This window comes from Bradyrhizobium sp. 14AA (assembly GCF_054185205.1).
Genome location: NZ_JAVAYM010000011.1, coordinates 159,211 through 175,067 on the forward strand (window position 1 = coordinate 159,211; position 15,857 = coordinate 175,067).

General features: G+C 64.1%; 13 protein-coding genes. 3 read left to right on the plus strand and 10 right to left on the minus strand.

Annotated elements, in window-relative coordinates:
• The first annotated feature begins 36 nt into the window (after positions 1-36).
• From RAD15_RS21105 to RAD15_RS21115, 3 genes are read left to right on the plus strand one after another with little or no spacing between them, the layout of a single operon-like run.
• The gene (locus tag RAD15_RS21105) at positions 37-1,548 is read left to right on the plus strand and encodes an ABC transporter substrate-binding protein (RefSeq protein ID WP_458180085.1); all 1,512 of its coding nucleotides are present in this window, start codon (positions 37-39) and stop codon (positions 1,546-1,548) included.
• Positions 1,549-1,579: 31 nt separating this feature from the next.
• Positions 1,580-2,521: an ABC transporter permease gene (locus RAD15_RS21110; RefSeq protein ID WP_458180086.1), complete on the plus strand. Its 942-nt coding sequence runs from the start codon at positions 1,580-1,582 to the stop codon at positions 2,519-2,521.
• 3 nt (positions 2,522-2,524) lie between these two features.
• On the plus strand, positions 2,525-3,412 hold the full coding sequence (locus tag RAD15_RS21115; protein ID WP_458180087.1) for an ABC transporter permease: 888 nt from the start codon (positions 2,525-2,527) through the stop codon (positions 3,410-3,412).
• Here RAD15_RS21115 and cnbZ read toward each other — a convergent pair.
• From cnbZ to RAD15_RS21165, 10 genes are all read right to left on the minus strand, one after another.
• Positions 3,409-4,152, minus strand: a complete 744-nt coding sequence (cnbZ, locus tag RAD15_RS21120; protein WP_458180088.1) for a 2-amino-5-chloromuconate deaminase CnbZ — start codon at positions 4,150-4,152, stop codon at positions 3,409-3,411. The two genes, RAD15_RS21115 and cnbZ, sit on opposite strands and share 4 nt — an antisense overlap.
• 9 nt (positions 4,153-4,161) lie before the next feature.
• The gene (locus tag RAD15_RS21125) at positions 4,162-5,412 is read right to left on the minus strand and encodes a response regulator (RefSeq protein WP_458180090.1); all 1,251 of its coding nucleotides are present in this window, start codon (positions 5,410-5,412) and stop codon (positions 4,162-4,164) included.
• Positions 5,409-5,798, minus strand: coding sequence for a response regulator (locus RAD15_RS21130; protein ID WP_458180091.1), 390 nt, complete (start codon positions 5,796-5,798; stop codon positions 5,409-5,411). Before RAD15_RS21130 ends, RAD15_RS21125 begins: the two co-directional genes overlap by 4 nt.
• Positions 5,795-8,380: an ATP-binding protein gene (locus tag RAD15_RS21135; protein WP_458180092.1), complete on the minus strand. Its 2,586-nt coding sequence runs from the start codon at positions 8,378-8,380 to the stop codon at positions 5,795-5,797. Before RAD15_RS21135 ends, RAD15_RS21130 begins: the two co-directional genes overlap by 4 nt.
• Before the next feature lie 54 nt (positions 8,381-8,434).
• Positions 8,435-9,409 (minus strand): ABC transporter substrate-binding protein, encoded by a 975-nt coding sequence (locus RAD15_RS21140; RefSeq protein ID WP_458180093.1) that lies wholly within the window; start codon positions 9,407-9,409, stop codon positions 8,435-8,437.
• A gap of 111 nt (positions 9,410-9,520) precedes the next feature.
• A complete protein-coding gene (locus RAD15_RS21145) occupies positions 9,521-12,616 on the minus strand; it encodes a MexW/MexI family multidrug efflux RND transporter permease subunit (protein WP_458180094.1) in 3,096 nt (1,031 codons plus the stop codon).
• Positions 12,617-12,686: 70 nt separating this feature from the next.
• Positions 12,687-13,880 carry an efflux RND transporter periplasmic adaptor subunit gene (locus RAD15_RS21150; RefSeq protein ID WP_458180095.1) on the minus strand — a complete coding sequence of 398 codons (1,194 nt, stop codon included), beginning with the start codon at positions 13,878-13,880 and terminating at the stop codon, positions 12,687-12,689.
• Position 13,881: 1 nt separating this feature from the next.
• Positions 13,882-14,583 carry a TetR/AcrR family transcriptional regulator gene (locus RAD15_RS21155; RefSeq protein WP_458180182.1) on the minus strand — a complete coding sequence of 234 codons (702 nt, stop codon included), beginning with the start codon at positions 14,581-14,583 and terminating at the stop codon, positions 13,882-13,884.
• 143 nt (positions 14,584-14,726) lie between these two features.
• Positions 14,727-15,317, minus strand: a complete 591-nt coding sequence (locus RAD15_RS21160) for a thiamine pyrophosphate-dependent enzyme (protein ID WP_458180096.1) — start codon at positions 15,315-15,317, stop codon at positions 14,727-14,729.
• Positions 15,314-15,856 carry a phosphonopyruvate decarboxylase gene (locus RAD15_RS21165; protein ID WP_458180097.1) on the minus strand — a complete coding sequence of 181 codons (543 nt, stop codon included), beginning with the start codon at positions 15,854-15,856 and terminating at the stop codon, positions 15,314-15,316. The genes RAD15_RS21160 and RAD15_RS21165 overlap by 4 nt, the downstream gene beginning before the upstream one ends.
• Between the last annotated feature and the right edge of the window lies 1 nt (position 15,857).

Consider the following 15,857-nt stretch of genomic DNA (forward strand, 5'->3'; position numbering starts at 1 on the left):
CGGACCCGGCATGGCCGTCAAACGGAGTTGAGAGCGATGAGTCCTATGCGTTTGGCAATCCTGGCGTCGGCATTGCTGACGTCGCTCGCGGGCGCCGTCCAGGCCCAGACCACGCTTCGCATCGGCATCGCCGAGGACCCCGACATCCTCGATCCCAGCATCGGCCGCACCTATGTCGGCCGCATCGTGTTCTCCGCCTTCTGCGACAAGCTGTTCGACATCGACGAGAAGCTCAACATCGTGCCGCAGCTGGCGCTGTCGCACGAGACGTCGGCCGACGGCAAGGAGATGACGATCAAGCTGCGGCCGGGCGTCAAATTCCACGACGGCGAGCCGCTGGACGCGGAGGCCGCAAAGTTCTCGATCGAGCGGCACATGACATTGCCGGGCTCGTTCCGCAAATCCGAGCTCGCCAGCGTCGACCACGTCGAAATCGTCGATCCCCTGACCATCAAGCTGGTGCTGAAGACGCCCTACTCGCCACTGATCGCCCAGCTCACCGACCGCTCCGGCATGATGGTGTCGCCGAAGGCGGCGAAAGAGGCCGGAGACAAGTTCGGCCTGCAACCGGTCTGCGCCGGCCCCTATAAATTCGTCGAGCGCGTCCAGCAGGACCGCATGGTGTTCGAGAAATTCTCGGACTACTGGAACAAGGACAACATCCATATCGATCGCGTCGTGTTCCTGCCGATCGTCGACGCCACCGTGCGCCTCGCCAATTTGAAGTCCGGTGGGCTCGATCTGATCGAGCGCGTGCTCGCCACCGACATCAAGGACGTCCGCTCCGATTCCCGCCTCGTCCTGTCGACCGCGCCGGAGCTCGGCTATCTCGGCCTGACCGTCAATATCGGCAACGACAAGACCAAGGGACCGCTGAGCCAGTCGGCGAAGGTCCGTCAGGCGCTCGATTTGTCGATCGATCGCGACGCCCTCAACCAGGTCGTCTTCAACGGCGAGTTCACGCCCGGCAATCAATGGGTGAGCCCGAAGCACCCCTATTACCAGAAGGCCTTCCCGGTCCGCGGCCGCGACATTGCGAAGGCGAAGGCGCTGTTGAAGGAGGCCGGCGTCAGTCTGCCTGTGACCGTCGACTACATGATCCCCAAGGGCGCAGAGAACGAAGCCGTCGCCCAGGTCGTCCAGTCGATGGCCGCGGAAGCTGGCTTCGACATCAAGATCCGCGCCGTCGAGTTCGCGACCACCTTCAAGCAGGCCCAGGCGGGCGAGTTCCAGATCTTCCAGATCAACTGGAGCGGCCGCATCGATCCCGACGGCAACTCCTACATCTTCATGCGCAGCAAGGCGCCGCAGAACGACGGGGTCTATTCCAACCCCGAGGCCGACAAGCTCTTGGAAGACGGGCGGGCGACCTCCAACGTCGAGGAGCGCAAGGCGATCTACCAGAAGCTGGCCAAGATCCTGCTCGACGATTTGCCGATCATCTACATCTACCATCGCACGCTCCTGATCGCGCACACGAAGAAGCTCGACGGCTACCGGCAAATGCCCGACGGACTCGTGCGCGTGGTCGGGCTGAAGTTCAAGTGACCGCGACAGCGCCCACGAAGCGACCGGCATCATGCTGAACTTCCTCGCCCGCCGCATCGCGCAGATCGTGCCGACACTGTTCTTCGTGTCGGTGCTGATCTTCTCGCTCCAGCAATTGCTGCCGGGCGATCCCGCGCTGGTGATGGCCGGCGAGGAGCGCGACCCCGTCGTCATCGAGCAGATCCGCCAGCAATACAAGCTCGATCAGCCGATCCCGGTACAATACGTCTACTGGCTCAAGGGGGTCCTATCAGGCAATTTCGGCGAGTCCCTGCGCAACAAGATGCCGGTGCGCGAACTGATCGCGCAGAAGCTGCCGGTGACGCTGCAGCTCGGCTCGATGGCGATCATCATCGCGTTCTTCATCGGCATTCCCGCCGGCATCGTCGCGGCGGTGAAGAAGGGCACCGCCTGGGACTACGGCGCGAACCTGTTTGCGCTGTGGGGCATCTCGACGCCGAACTTCTGGCTCGGCATCATGCTGATCTTCCTGTTTTCGATCGAACTCGGCTGGCTGCCGGCCTCGGGCTACGTGCCGCTCACCGAGAACTGGCGCGCGAGCCTCGCCGCCACCATCATGCCGGCCTTCGTGCTCGGCAATGCCATTGCCGCGGTCCTGATGCGGCATACCCGTAGCGCCATGCTGCAGGTGCTGGAAAGCGATTACGTCCGCACGGCACGCGCCAAGGGCCTGGCGGAACGTTCCGTCATCCTCAAGCACGCCATGCGCAACGCGCTCACGCCTATCATCACGCTGGGCGCTCTAGAACTCGGCACACTGCTGTCCGGCGCCGTGCTGACCGAGCAGATCTTCTCCATTCCCGGCTTCGGCAAGCTGATCGTCGACGCCGTCTTCAACCGCGACTACGCCGTTGTGCAGGGCGTGGTGCTGGTGACGGCCACGGTCTACATCACGCTGAATCTCGTGGCCGACATCGCCTATATCCTCGTCAATCCGCGGCTGAGGGGCTAGGCGATGACCGACGCCGCACTTCCTGCCAGCCCCGCTACGCAAAGCTACGAGCTCGACAGCCCGGCCCGCCGCGCGCGGCGCCGCCTGTTCAAGCGCAAGGCCGCCGTGTTCGGGCTCGCCGTGATCACGCTGTTCATCGCGCTCGCCCTGCTCGCCCCGCTCGTCGTGCCCTACGATCCCATCGCGACGAGCTGGAGCCTGGTGCGCAAGCCGCCCACCGTGGCGCACTGGTTCGGCACCGACGAACTCGGCCGCGACATCCTCAGCCGTGTCGTCTACGGCGCGCGGGCCTCTCTGCTCGCGGGCCTGATCTCGGTCGCGATCGCGCTCGGCATCGGCGTGCCGCTCGGTCTCCTCGCCGGCTATCGCGGCGGGTTCACCGACGCCCTGATCAGCCGCATTACCGACGCGATGCTGGCCTGCCCGTTCCTGATCCTGGCGATCGCACTCGCCGCGTTCCTCGGCCCGAGCCTCGGCAATGCCATGATCGCGATCGGCATCTCGGCAACGCCGATCTTCATCCGCCTGACCCGCGGCCAGGTGCTGGTCGTCAAGGCCGAAGACTATGTCGAGGCCGCGCGCGCGCTCGGCAATCCGCCCTGGCGGATCGCGTTCTCGCACATCCTGCCGAACATCCTGCCGGCGCTTCTGGTACAGGCGACGCTGTCGATCGCCGCCGCCATCATCGCCGAGGCCGCGCTATCCTTCCTTGGCCTTGGCCAGCAGCCGCCCGCACCGTCCTGGGGCAGCATGCTCAACGCGGCGCAACGCTTCCTGACCCAGGCGCCATGGATGGCGATCTGGCCGGGGCTTGCGATCTTCCTCGTGGTGCTCTCGCTGAACCTGCTCGGTGACGGCCTGCGCGATGCGCTGGACCCAAGGCAGCGCTAGATCACGACTTCCCGCACCACGCGCCGGCAATCCATCTCGAATTCGAGATCGACCACCGGCGGACGGGCGAAGTACCAAATGAGGCCGGAGCGCAGCGCGCCGCGGCGCACCAACTCGTCGGCCAGGGCGTGGTGGAAATCGCGAATCGAATAGGCTTGCACCGCCGTTGTCTCGTTCCAGCCGAAGCCGAATGCCGAAAGGCGGCTCTCCATCTGAGAGGTGGTGAAGCGAACCTTCTCCGTGATGCCCTCCGGACTGAGATCGCGGTAGCGCACGGTGCGCTCGACATAGCTGCCGCTGCCCTCGCGCGCCTCGGCGCCGCCTGATATCACGAAGGTCGGCGTGCTCGACCGCGTCGGACGGGTGAACGAAAACGCATAGAACGACGGCTCGGACGGCGGATCGATCTCGGGGCAGACATTGCTGCGGGCCACCGGGTTGGTGGTGCCGTCGAAGATGCCCCATTCTGACAGCGTCTTCACGTAGTGCAGGTTGAACGCGCGAAAGCCTTCCTCGCTGAAGGCGGCCGGTGAGCGCAGCTCGCAGGCACAGAACGCCGTCAGCGGCCGCCCCGCCTCCTGGATGAATTTCGCCGCAAGCGCGAAGCCCTCCGCGAGCGGCACCAGGCGGTCGAACCGGACCCGCTCGATTTCATAGCCGTCGTCCGCTGCCGCGCCGGCCGAATACTGGAACACGGAGGGGATGAAGCGATAGTTGCCGGCGGAGAATTCACGCGTCATGACGAGCTCCTATTCCAGTTGCATGCGAATGCCCTTGGCGCCGTTGAGGAGGCGCTTCAGGTGGAATCCGGCCAGGGAATCGTCGGCGTGCATCCCCACCAGCGCGGCAAAGGCCGGCATGGCCGCCGCATCGCCGGCCTCCATCTTGGCGAAAGCCTCGGAATAAAGCGCGGTCTCCGGCGCTTGAAATTTTTCCGGCGGCAGCGGCTCGAATGCGCGCAACGGCTCGCTGCGTCCGCGCAGCATCAGCTCGCCGACGGGGCGGCCCTGGAAATTCTCGGCCGCCTTGGCGACGCTGGCACTGACGCAGATGCGCGTTCCCAGGTGCTTGTTGGCTGCCTCCAGCCGAGCCGCGATGTTGATGGAGTCGCCATAGGCGGTGTAGTCGAAGAAGCGGTTGCCGCCGAAATTGCCGACCAGTGCCGGCCCGGCGTGAATGCCGATGCGGGTGGCGCCGAAATTCACACCCTTCGCCCGCTGGCGCGCGCAAAAATCCTGCGCCCAGGCATCCAGATCGTGGGCACAGGCGACCGCACGCGTCGCATAGTCCGGCTGATCGCCGGGCGCGTTGAACAGCACCTGGAGCGCGTCGCCGATGATTTTCGCGACCGTCCCCTCATGCGCGAAGACGATCTCGGTCATCCCGCCGACATATTCGTTGAGGAGCGCACCAAGCGTCTCGGGCGGTGCAGTCTCGACCAGTGACGTGAAGCCGGTGATGTCGGTGAAGATCGTCGCGACATCGCGCCACTGCACCTCGATCCCTTCACCCTCGCCGCTGGCCGCAAGACGCTTGGCAAGCTCCGGCGAGAAATGGCGCGACAGCGCGGCATGGGCCCGCTCCGCCTCCATCTGACGGCGCCGCACCTCGCGCAGCATATCGATATGGCGGATCGTCTTCTGGATCGTGGTCTCCAGATCGACGAAGTCGATCGGCTTGGTCAGGAAGTCGAACGCGCCACGGTTCATGGCGGTACGGATGTTGTTCATGTCGCCATAGGCCGAGACGATGATGGTCGACTTCTTGTCCTCGGCCTCCTGGAGCTTCGCGAGCAGCGACAGCCCGTCCATCCGGGGCATGTTGATGTCGGAGACCACCATGTCGACCTGCGGATTCTGCTCGAGCGATTCCAGAGCCTCGAGGCCGTCGCGGGCGAACATGATCGTGACCTGTCCGTCGCGGATCTGCCTGCGGAATTTCTGCAGGACCAGCGCCTCGAGGTCCGGCTCGTCGTCAACGAAGAGGATGGTCGCGGTCATGCGGCTTGCTCGAGCCTCGTGTCGATTTCCTGCCGCAGCAGCGCGAAGTCGATCGGCTTGGTGAGGAGCCCGACGGCGCCGCGCTCGATCGCCTTGCGGCGCGTCTCGGCATCGCCATAGGCCGTGATCATGATCACCGGAACCTCCGGATGCGCGGCACGGACCTTCGGCAGCATGTCCAGCCCGCTCATGCCAGGCATGTTGATGTCCGACAGGATCAGGATCAACGAGGGATCGCGAACCTCGGCGGCGCGCTTGAGCGCATCGGGCGCGGAGGGCGCGAATTCCATCTGGAAGCGGCCGGCGCGCAGGTCGCGCCGGAACTGCTGCCGGAACAGGGCCTCGACGTCGGGCTCGTCATCGACGACCAGGATGTAAACGTTCAAGACTTGCCTCCGGAAGTGCCGCCTGCCGCCATCATGCGCGGCAGCGTGATGATGAATTCGGTGAACGCTCCGAGTGTGGTGTTCACGTCGATCGTGCCGCCGTGCTGTTTCACGACGATGTCATGGCTCATGGACAGGCCGAGCCCGGTGCCCTCGCCGGCCGGCTTGGTGGTGAAAAAGGGATTGAACATCTTCTCCTTCACCTCGGGTGGAATCCCGGTGCCGTTGTCGCGAATGCGGATCTCGACCCTGCCGCCGAGATTTTTCGTTGCGGCGCTCAAGGTGGGCTCGAAGGCGCCTGCGGCACTGTCCTTGCGCTTGGCGGTGGCATAGAAGCCGTTCGAGATCAGATTGAGGAAGACGCGCGTGATCTCCTGCGGATAGATATCGACCATGCCGGCAGCTGGGTCGAAATCGCGTTCGAGCGTCACGTTGAAGGCGGGCCTTTCGGCACGCGCGCCGTGATAGGCCAGATTGAGGCTTTCCTCCACGACGGCGTTGATATCGCTGGGGCGATGCTCGCCAGATCCTTCGCGCGAGTGCAAGAGCATGTTTCTGACGATGGAATCGGCCCGCTTGCCGTGCTGCACGACCTTCTCGAGATTGCCCCTCAACATCCCGGTCAGCTCGTCGACCTCCGCCTTGGTCTTGCCGTCGAGCGCGGCCGATTGCAGGGCCTCATTGAGCTCGTCGATCAGTTCGGTCGAGATCGCGGAGAAATTGTTGACGAAATTGAGCGGGTTCTTGATCTCGTGGGCGATCCCTGCGGTGAGCTGGCCGAGGGATGCGAGCTTCTCCGTCTGGATCAGGCGATCCTGCGCGGTGCGAAGATCGTTCAGGGATCGCGACAGCTCTCTGGTGCGCTCCTGAACTTCTTCGAACAAGCGAACATTCTCAATCGCAATAAGGGCCTGATCCGCGAAGGTCGTGGCGAGTTCGATCTGCTTCTCGCTGAAGGGACGCACGACATGCCGCGTCAGGACGAATACCCCGATTGGTGCCCCCTCTCGAAGCAGAGGCACACCTAGCATCGTACGAACGTTGGAGCGTCTTCGCTCAGATGAAGGCGCGTATTCCGGATCGGCCTGCACATCCGGAACATGAACCGTCTTGCAATCGAGCAAGGTACGTCCGACGACGCTTCCCCGTTCCGGTACGGAAGCAAATGTCCGAAGCTTGTTCTCCTGCTCCGCGTCAAGACCGCAGCTTGCTGCCAGGTAGAAGACTCCATCCCGGGGGCGGAAGATCGTTCCTTCGTCCGCGTCGCACAAGCGGGCCGCCGAACCGACCAGCGTGTCAAGCACGGTTTGCAAATCGAACGTCGAGCGGCTGATCACCTTGAGCACGTCGGCGGTTGCGGTCTGCTGCTGCAGTGCTTCCCGCAATTCAGCGGTCCGCTGATCGACCTTGTTTTCGAGGTCAGCATAGGATTCCTGCAGGCGCGCGCCCATGTCGTTGAACTGATCCGCGAGACCTTCGAGCTCGTCGCCGGTCCGGATCGAGATGCGCTGGGAGAAGTCGCCGCCGCCGATCCGCTCGGCGCCGCTGCGCAGCGCCTGGATCGGCCCGACCATGCGGCGGGCGAGGAATATCCCGGCAAGCACTGCGAAGATCGACGCCGCCAGCAGCACGATCGCAAGCCGCTGCAGCGAGGCGTAGAGCGCGGCATAGGCCTCCTCGACCGGAAGCTCGACGAACATGGTCCAATGCAGCGGCGCGATCGGAGCCGACGCGGTCAACACCGTCTGACCCTGGATGCTGCGCGCTTCCGGGAGCACGTCCGAGATGGTGCCCCCACCAGCTTGCGCGGCGCGCACCTGCGCAAGGCCCGACATGTCGGTGTTGCGCAGGACAAGGCTGATATCGGGATGCGCGATCAGGCGCCCCTCCGGACCGACCACGTAGGCGTGCCCGTGTTCGCCGACCTTGATCTGGGACACGACGTCCCAGATCAGCTTGAGATTGACTTCCGCGATGCTGACGCCGGCATCCTTGCGCGCGCCGGCCAGCGCCAGCGTCATGTAGGGCTCGGAGTCCCTGCGGAAATAGACCGGCCCGTAATAGACCTTGTGCGCGACCGCCTCGGTGAACTTCGGATCGTTCGACATGTCGATCCCGCTGTCGATCGCGTCCATCGCCAGCCGCGAGACGCGTAGCCGCTCCTTGCCAGTCGAATCCACCTGGGCGAGCTCGGTGATCGCGGGCACCTGGCGCAAGAGCCGCAGCGCGTCGAACCGGCGCTGCTCGATCGAGCCCGCCGTCCAGGGCAGCTGCGTGGTCCAGCCGAGCTGGCTCTCGATCTCCTTGACGAACTGACCGATCTTGGCCGCGGCCGCCTCGGCCTGCTCATGCTGGACCCGGACCAGGGAGGCCTTGTGCTCGCGATAATAGAAGAAGACCTCGAACAGGCCGTTGGCGAGCAGCGCGATGGCAACGACGGCCACGAACAGCGCGACATATTTGGTGAACAGCCGGGTGCGAATGCCAGCCCCCGCTCCCGCGCCGGACGGCGCATCACCCGCCGCTGCACGACCAGGCAGCGACCGTCCTTGCGGCGTGTCGGGATGAAGGGAGACGCTCATCTCCGCCAGCCTAGCAAGAAGGTCCGGGCTTGTCTCTTGCCGCAGCGCACAAGGCTACTCGATGATCTCATCCGCGAGCGCGAGCAAGGTCGGGGGAATCTCCAGTCCGGCCGCCCTGGCCGTCTTGAGGTTGAGCGCCAGGGGATAGCGGGTCGGTTGCTCAAACGGCAGGTCACCGGGGTTCGCCCCGTTGAAGATGCGGGCTGCCAGTGCAGCTGCACGCTCGAAGGATTCCGACAAGTCCGGTCCGTACGACATCAGTCCGCCGTCGCGGACAAGCTCATCATTCTCGTAGATTGCCGGCAGCTTCCGGTCGGCGGCGAACTCGAAGACCCGCTTGCGGTTGAGAATGGTGAGCGCGTCCGCCACCATCAGGATGCCGTCCGGCAAATCGCCCTTCATCACGGAAAAGGCCTCTTCGAAGTCGTCGGGCTCGCGGACGCCAAGTGCCTGCACGGTCAGCCCAAGCGCCTGGGCAGCCTTTGCCGACGCCTGGTAGCGCATGGTCATGCCGAGATCGTCCTTGTTCCAGAGCATCGCGACCTTGTTCAGTTTCGGTGACATCTCCTTGAGCAGCGACAGTCGCTTGGCGCTGAGCGTTGCCGCCACATCCGAAATCCCGGTGATGGTGCCGCCGGGATGCGCCAGACTCTCGATCAGCCGAGTTTCGACGGGATCACCGATGCCACTGGCCGCCACGGTGGGAATGCCGGCGGCTTTGGCGGCCATCGCCGTCGGATAGCCGACGATCACGATGGCATCGACGCTGGCCTTCAGCTCGGTGACCAGCGCGGGGAGCTTGGTGACATCGCCCGCCGCACCGCGAGCCTCCAGGGTCAGATTCCGGCCGAGGTTGAATCCGCGCTCGCCGAGCGCCTTGACCAGGATCTTGCCGCGGGGACTTGTCTCGGTGATCGGAGCAATCGGCGTCAGAGTGCCGAGGCGGCAGATCCTGCCCGCCGCCGTAGCCGGGCCCGTCCCCACCAGCGCAACGCAGCCGAGCCCGCCCAGGAATTCGCGCCGCCTCATGATGCCTTCCCTGCTCCAGCGCTACAGCGCGTTGCACAAGTCTAGCACGGGACAAGAAAAAGGCGGCAATGGCGATAGCCATTGCCGCCTCACATCTGCGTTCGTATGGCCTCAGGTCGGCCGCAGCGCCTTGCCGCCGAGGTCGAGCTCGTTGACCTCTTTGTTCCGCTCGGAATCCGCCGCCGCGCGATGGTCGGTCGCCAGCACCACGTAGACCGCCGGCAGCACGAACAGTGTGAACAGCGTGCCGATCGACATGCCGGCGACGACCACCAGACCGATCGAGAAGCGGCTGGCCGCGCCAGCGCCGGTCGCGGTCAGGAGCGGGATCAGGCCCGTCACCATCGCGGCCGTGGTCATCAGGATCGGCCGCAGGCGAATGCGGGCCGACATCTCGATGGCCGAGCGGCGGTCGAGCCGCTCGTTGACCTGGAGCTCGTTGGCAAACTCCACCATCAGGATGCCGTGCTTGGTGATGAGGCCGACCAGCGTGAGCAGACCGACCTGGGTGTAGATGTTCATGGTCGCTGCGCCGAAGAACAGCGGGATCAGCGCGCCGACGATCGCCATCGGCACCGAGATCATGATCACCAGCGGGTCACGCAAGCTTTCGAACTGCGCGGCGAGCACCAGGAAGATGATAATCAGCGCGAAGCCGAAGGTGATCGCGAGCTGGTTGCCTTCCTGGACGTACTGACGGGAGTCGGCCAGATAGTCGTGGCTGAAACCGGCCGGTAGCTTCTTGGCTTCGCCTTCGAGGAAGTCGACCGCTGCGCCGACGGTCACGCCGGGCATCGGCACGGCCGAGAAGGTCGCCGAATTGAGCTGATTGTAATGCGTCAGCGAATTCGGATCGGTGCGGGTCTTGATCGAGACCACGGTCGACAGCGGGAGCTGCTGGCCCGTGTTGGTCGTCACGTAGTACCCGCCGAGCGATTCCGGTGACAGCCTGTTGGCGCGCGGCACCTGCGGGATCACCTGGTAAGAGCGACCCTCGAGATTGAAGCGGTTGATATAGTTGCCGCCGAGCAGAACCGCGAGCGTTGCGCCGAGGTTCTGCATGTTGACGCCGAGATCCTGCGCCTTGCTACGGTCGATCGTGACCTGAACGCTCGGCTGGTTAAAGGCGAGGTCGCTGTCGGAGACGATGAACATGCCGCTCTTGCGCGCAGCGTCCTTCAGCTTCTCCATCTGCTCAAAGACGGTCTGGTAGCCCGCGGTCGAGTTGATGACCATCTGCACCGGCAGACCGCCGGGACCACCCGGCAACGGCGGCAGGTTGAAAGCAAAGGCCTGCACGCCCTCGATCTTGGAAAGCTCGGCCTGCACCAGCGGCTTCAGCTGAATCGACGAGCGCTTGCGCTCGTCCCATGCCTTCAAGAGCATGCCGGCGATGCCGCCCTGCGGGCCGTTGATGCCGTTCAACACGAAGCGCAGATCGGTCTCGGGGAATTTCTGGAATTCCTTGTCGAGCTTGTCGCCGTAGAAATCGACATAGTCGATATTGGCGTATTTCGGCGCCTTGGTCACCGCGAACACGATGCCCTGGTCTTCCTCCGGCGCCAGCTCCTTCGAGGTGTGCATGTAGAGGAAGCCGACGAGTCCGAGGATGGTCACCGCGAACAGACCGGTGATCGCCTTGTAGTCGAGCGAGCGGTCGAGCCTGCGGCCATACCAGCGCGTCATTGCGCCGAACACCTGGTTCACGAGCTTGGCGAAACGGCCCTCTTCGGTGTTCTTGAGGAGCACCGAGCACATCATCGGTGACAACGTCAGCGCGATCACGCCCGACACGATCACGGAGCCGGCGAGCGTGAAGGCGAACTCGCGGAACAACGAGCCGGTCAAGCCCCCGAGGAAGCCGATCGGCGCGTACACCGCCGCGAGCGTGATGGTCATCGACACGACGGGGCCGACGATCTCGCGTGCGCCTTCCATGGCCGCCTGGACCGGTGTCTTCCCCTCTTCCAGATGGCGATGGATGTTCTCCACCACCACGATGGCGTCATCGACCACGAGACCGATCGCAAGCACCATCGCGAGCAAGGTCAGCAGGTTGAAGCTGAAGCCCAGCGCCAGCATCAAGGTACAGACGCCGATCATCGACAACGGAATGGTGACGACCGGAATGATGACCGAACGGAGCGAGGCCAGGAACAGGAAGATCACCACGATCACGATGATCACGGCTTCGCCCAGCGTCTTCTCCACCTCGTCGATCGAGGACTGAATGAACTTGGTCGAGTCGTAGGCGACCTTCATCTTCATCGAGGGTGGCAGGTTGCGCTCGAGCTCCGGGAACAGCGCCCGCACGCCCTTGACCAGCGTCAACGGATTGCCTTGCGGCGTTGCGTTCACGCCAATGAAGATCGCATGCTCGCCGTTGAAGGCGACGCTCGCGTCAGTACTTTGCGCGGCAAGCTCGACTGTCGCGATATCCTCCATCCGCACAAAGCCACCGTCCTTGGCCTTGACGATCATCTTCCGGAACTGGTTGACGTCGGTGAGGCTGGTGTTTGTCGAGATGTTGGAAACGATCAGATAGCCCTTGGTCTGCCCCGCCGCCGACTGGAAGTTGTTGGCCTGGATGGCAGCGGCGACGTCCGCCGGCGAAACGTTGCGGCCGGCCATCTTCATGGGATCAAGCCACAGCCGCATCGCAAAGGTCTGACCACCGAGAATATCGGCCGAGGCGACGCCGTCGACGGTCGACAGTACCGGCTGCACCACGCGCGTCAGATAGTCCGAGATCGCCGAGCCCGACAGCTCCTCGGAGGAGAAGCCGAGATACATCACCGCCGTGGTCTGGCCCGTGGTCTTGGTGACGATCGGGTCGTTGGATTCCTTCGGGATCAGGTATTTGACCGAGTTCGTCTTGGCCAGCACCTCGGTGAGCGCCTGGTTCGGATCGAAGTTCAGCTTGATGTAGACCTGAATCGTCGAGGTGCCGAGCACCGAGGACGAGGTCATGTAGTCAACGCCCTCGGCGGAGGCGACGGCCTGCTCGATGGGCGTGGTGATGAAGCCCTGGATCAGGTCGGCGGACGCGCCGGGATAGACGGTCGTGATGTTGATGACCGTGTTCGACAGCTTCGGATATTGCCGGATCGGCAGCACCATCGCCGCGCGCAGGCCGATCAGCAGGATCAGCAGACTGACGACGACCGACAGGATCGGGCGTTTGATGAAGATATCAGTAAAGCGCATCGCGGCGATCTCGAATTCTTTGTCTTAGATAAAGTGATCCGGCCGGGCCGGATCACTTGGTTGTATTGGATCAGTAGCGCGGCGGCTGCGCCGGGACCTGCGGAGCCGGGTCGGTTGAAATCGCGATCGCTGCGCCCGATTGCAGCTTGAGCTGGCCGACGGCGACCACCTTGTCGCCCACCTTGAGACCCTTGACGATCTCGACGCGGCCTTCGACCCGGTTGCCGGTCTGCACGAAGGTGCGCACCGCGGAGAGGCTGGTCTTGCCGTCCTCTTCCTTCTTCTCGGTGATCACGAACACGGAGTCGCCGTACAGCGTGTAGTCGACCGCCGTTTCCGGAACGGTGATCACCGCCGGCTTCTCCGGCAACACCACCGTCGTGGTCACGAACATGCCGGGCTTCAGGATCTTCTCGGGATTGGAGATCGTTGCCTGCACGCGGATGTTGCGGGTGTCGGTCGCGATCTGCGGCTCGATCGTGGTGATCTTGCCCTCGAAGGTGCGACCCGGATAGGCGTCGACCTTCAGCCGGACGGTCTGGCCGACCTTGAGGCTGCCGGAATCCTTTTCGGTCACCGTGAAGTTGGCCCACAGCTCCGACAGGTCGGTCAGCGAGACGATCGCGGTGCCGGCCGTCAGATACTGACCGACCTCGACCTTGCGGACGCCGAGATCGCCTGAGAACGGCGCACGCACCAGCTTCTGCGAGATCACCGCCTCGGTCTTGGCGATGCCGGCCAGCGCCTGGTCGTAGGCTGCCTGCGCATTGTCGACGGTCGCCTGCGGACCGAACTGGCGCGAGGCCAACTGCTTGGCGCGGTCGAGCGAGAGCTGCGCGACGGTTGCCTGCGCCTTGTAGTTGGCAAGGTCGCCCTGCTCCGGCGCGTCGAACAATTGCACCAGCGGCGTTCCAGCCTCGACGCGGGTGCCCGGCTCGAACTTGATCTCGGTGACGCGGCCGTTGACGTCGGCGCTGACGTCGACCTGATGCACGGCGACGAGGCTGCCCACTGCCGTTAGCAGGTTCGGCACAACTTCCGACTTCGCCTCGGCGGCGCTGACCGCGGTCGGCGGCGGCTTGTTGTTGGCGAAGAACTGCTTGATCATCTGGCCACGGAAAGAGTTGAACCAGACGAGACCACCGACGAGCGCGGCGAGCAGCGCACCGACGATGATGAACCAGAGCACCGGCCGGACCGGACGCTTGGGAGCCTTGTTGTCGATCGGTTCGCCCGAAATCTTGTGTTCGGCTACGATGTTCATGTCATGCACTTTCTGCAATCGCCGTCCTGCCCGCACCCGCGGCCTGATCGCGGCCCAAATGCGAAGCAATTGCGGCGTCGTTAAGTCCGATACCCCTCAGGAGAAACTCACAGAGCTGCCGCTCCAGATCGTCCGCCTTGCCGTAGGCGAGACAGGGCGTGGCCGGCAGCCTGGTCAGCGCCGCAGTCATCACCGAATGATGCGCGAACCAGAACAGGTTGAGCGGATCGCCGCCGAATGGCCGCGCGTCCCCGGCGGCCACCGCACGCTCGAGCGAGGCAACGAAGACCGCCCCAATCAGCGTCTCGATCTTGGCATATAGCAAACGGGCGAATTCGCCATCATCCAAATGGCTCGTGGCCATCAGTCGCAGGCGCTGCGCTTCTTCCTGATCCGGTCCGTCGGCGATGTGGAGGAAGTGCTGGACCATGCCGCGGATCAGCTCGACCAGGGCAGCCGTCGACGGCTCCCGCTCGAGCAGCTCGATCAGGGCCGGGTCGGCCTCGCATTCGTCGCTGAGGATTTCGGCGTAAAGCGCCGCCTTGGACGGGAAATGCTTGAACAGCAGCGCCTCGGAAATGGCAGCAGCGGCCGCCACGCTCTTCGTCGTGGTGCCGGTATAGCCATGTCGTGCAAAGCAGCGCTTTGCGGCACCGAGGATCAATTGACGCCTCAGGTCGCTCGTCATACGCAATGAGCTCATATTAGTGAGTAAGCACTCACCCACGCAAAAGTCAAGCAATATGTTGCATCGCAACCTGAAGAGGTTGTAAATTCAGTAGAAATTGGCCTCTCCCGCACGGCTCGCGTGCAGGACCTGGCGACGCGGGATTGGGCAGGCCCGGCCTAGATGGGCTGGAAGCCGAGATCGCCGCGGATCCGGTTGACGATATACGTCCCGTCCCGGCTTGGCAGAATCCGCTCCAGATTGGCGCTGTCGATCTTCACATTGACGAATCGTGGCCCCGCCGAGACGTCATCGACGGCTTTGGCGAAGGCCTCGACCTCGGCCATGGTCGAGATCGCCTTGCTATCCCCGATGCCGCAGGCCTTGGCGACGCCGACGAGGTCGGCGGCGGCCGCGGTGTGGCTGGTCTGGCCGCCGGTCTCGCCATAGGCCTCGTTGTCGAGGACGACGATCGAGAGGTTGGCTGGCTTCTGCAGGCCGATGGTGGCAAGGCTGCCCAGGCCCATCAGCATCTCGCCGTCGCCCGTGATGACCAGCACCGGCAGCTTCGGCTGCGCCAGCGCAAGCCCGAGGCCGATCATCGCCGCGCCGCCCATGCCGCCCCAGAGATAGAAATTGCGGGTGTGGTCGCCGGCCGCGCACATGTCGTTGGTGGAGGCTCCAAGGCCGCCGATCGCAACGACATCCTTGCGGTCCGCAAGCAGCGTGGACACCACCTGACGGCGGTCGAGGAGATTGGCCTTGCTCATTTGGTGAAAACCTTGGCGCCGATCAGACGCTGCGACAGAAGGACGGCGGTGGGGGTGAGCGCGTTGTAGGCTTGCGATGCAGCGGCTTCGAGCACGGCAGGAACTTCAGCTGCGCTGGAGGCGCGCAGCACCTGAACGCCGGAGAGTTCGAACACGCCCTGCGTGGTCGATCCCATCGGCACCTGCCACGGATTGAACTCGCCCCACTCGCCGCGCATGGTCACGAGCGTGAGGAACGGGAAACGCAGGATCGGGATCAGCGAGAGCATGTTGATGCAATTGCCGACGCCGCTCGACTGCATCAGCAGCACGCCGCGCTGTCCGCCGGTCCAGGCGCCGGCGAGAAGCGCCACGCCCTCCTCCTCCGTCGTCAGCGGGATGCCACGCATGGTGGAGGAGTCCAGCACGCGCTGGATCAGTTTCGAATGGCCGGCATCAGGCACGTACGGCACCTGCCGGACGTCGAAGCGTTGCAAGGTTGCGAAAATATCGTCGGGCCAAGTCGGGGCCGTGTCAGCAGCGTCAGCGCGGGCGTGCATT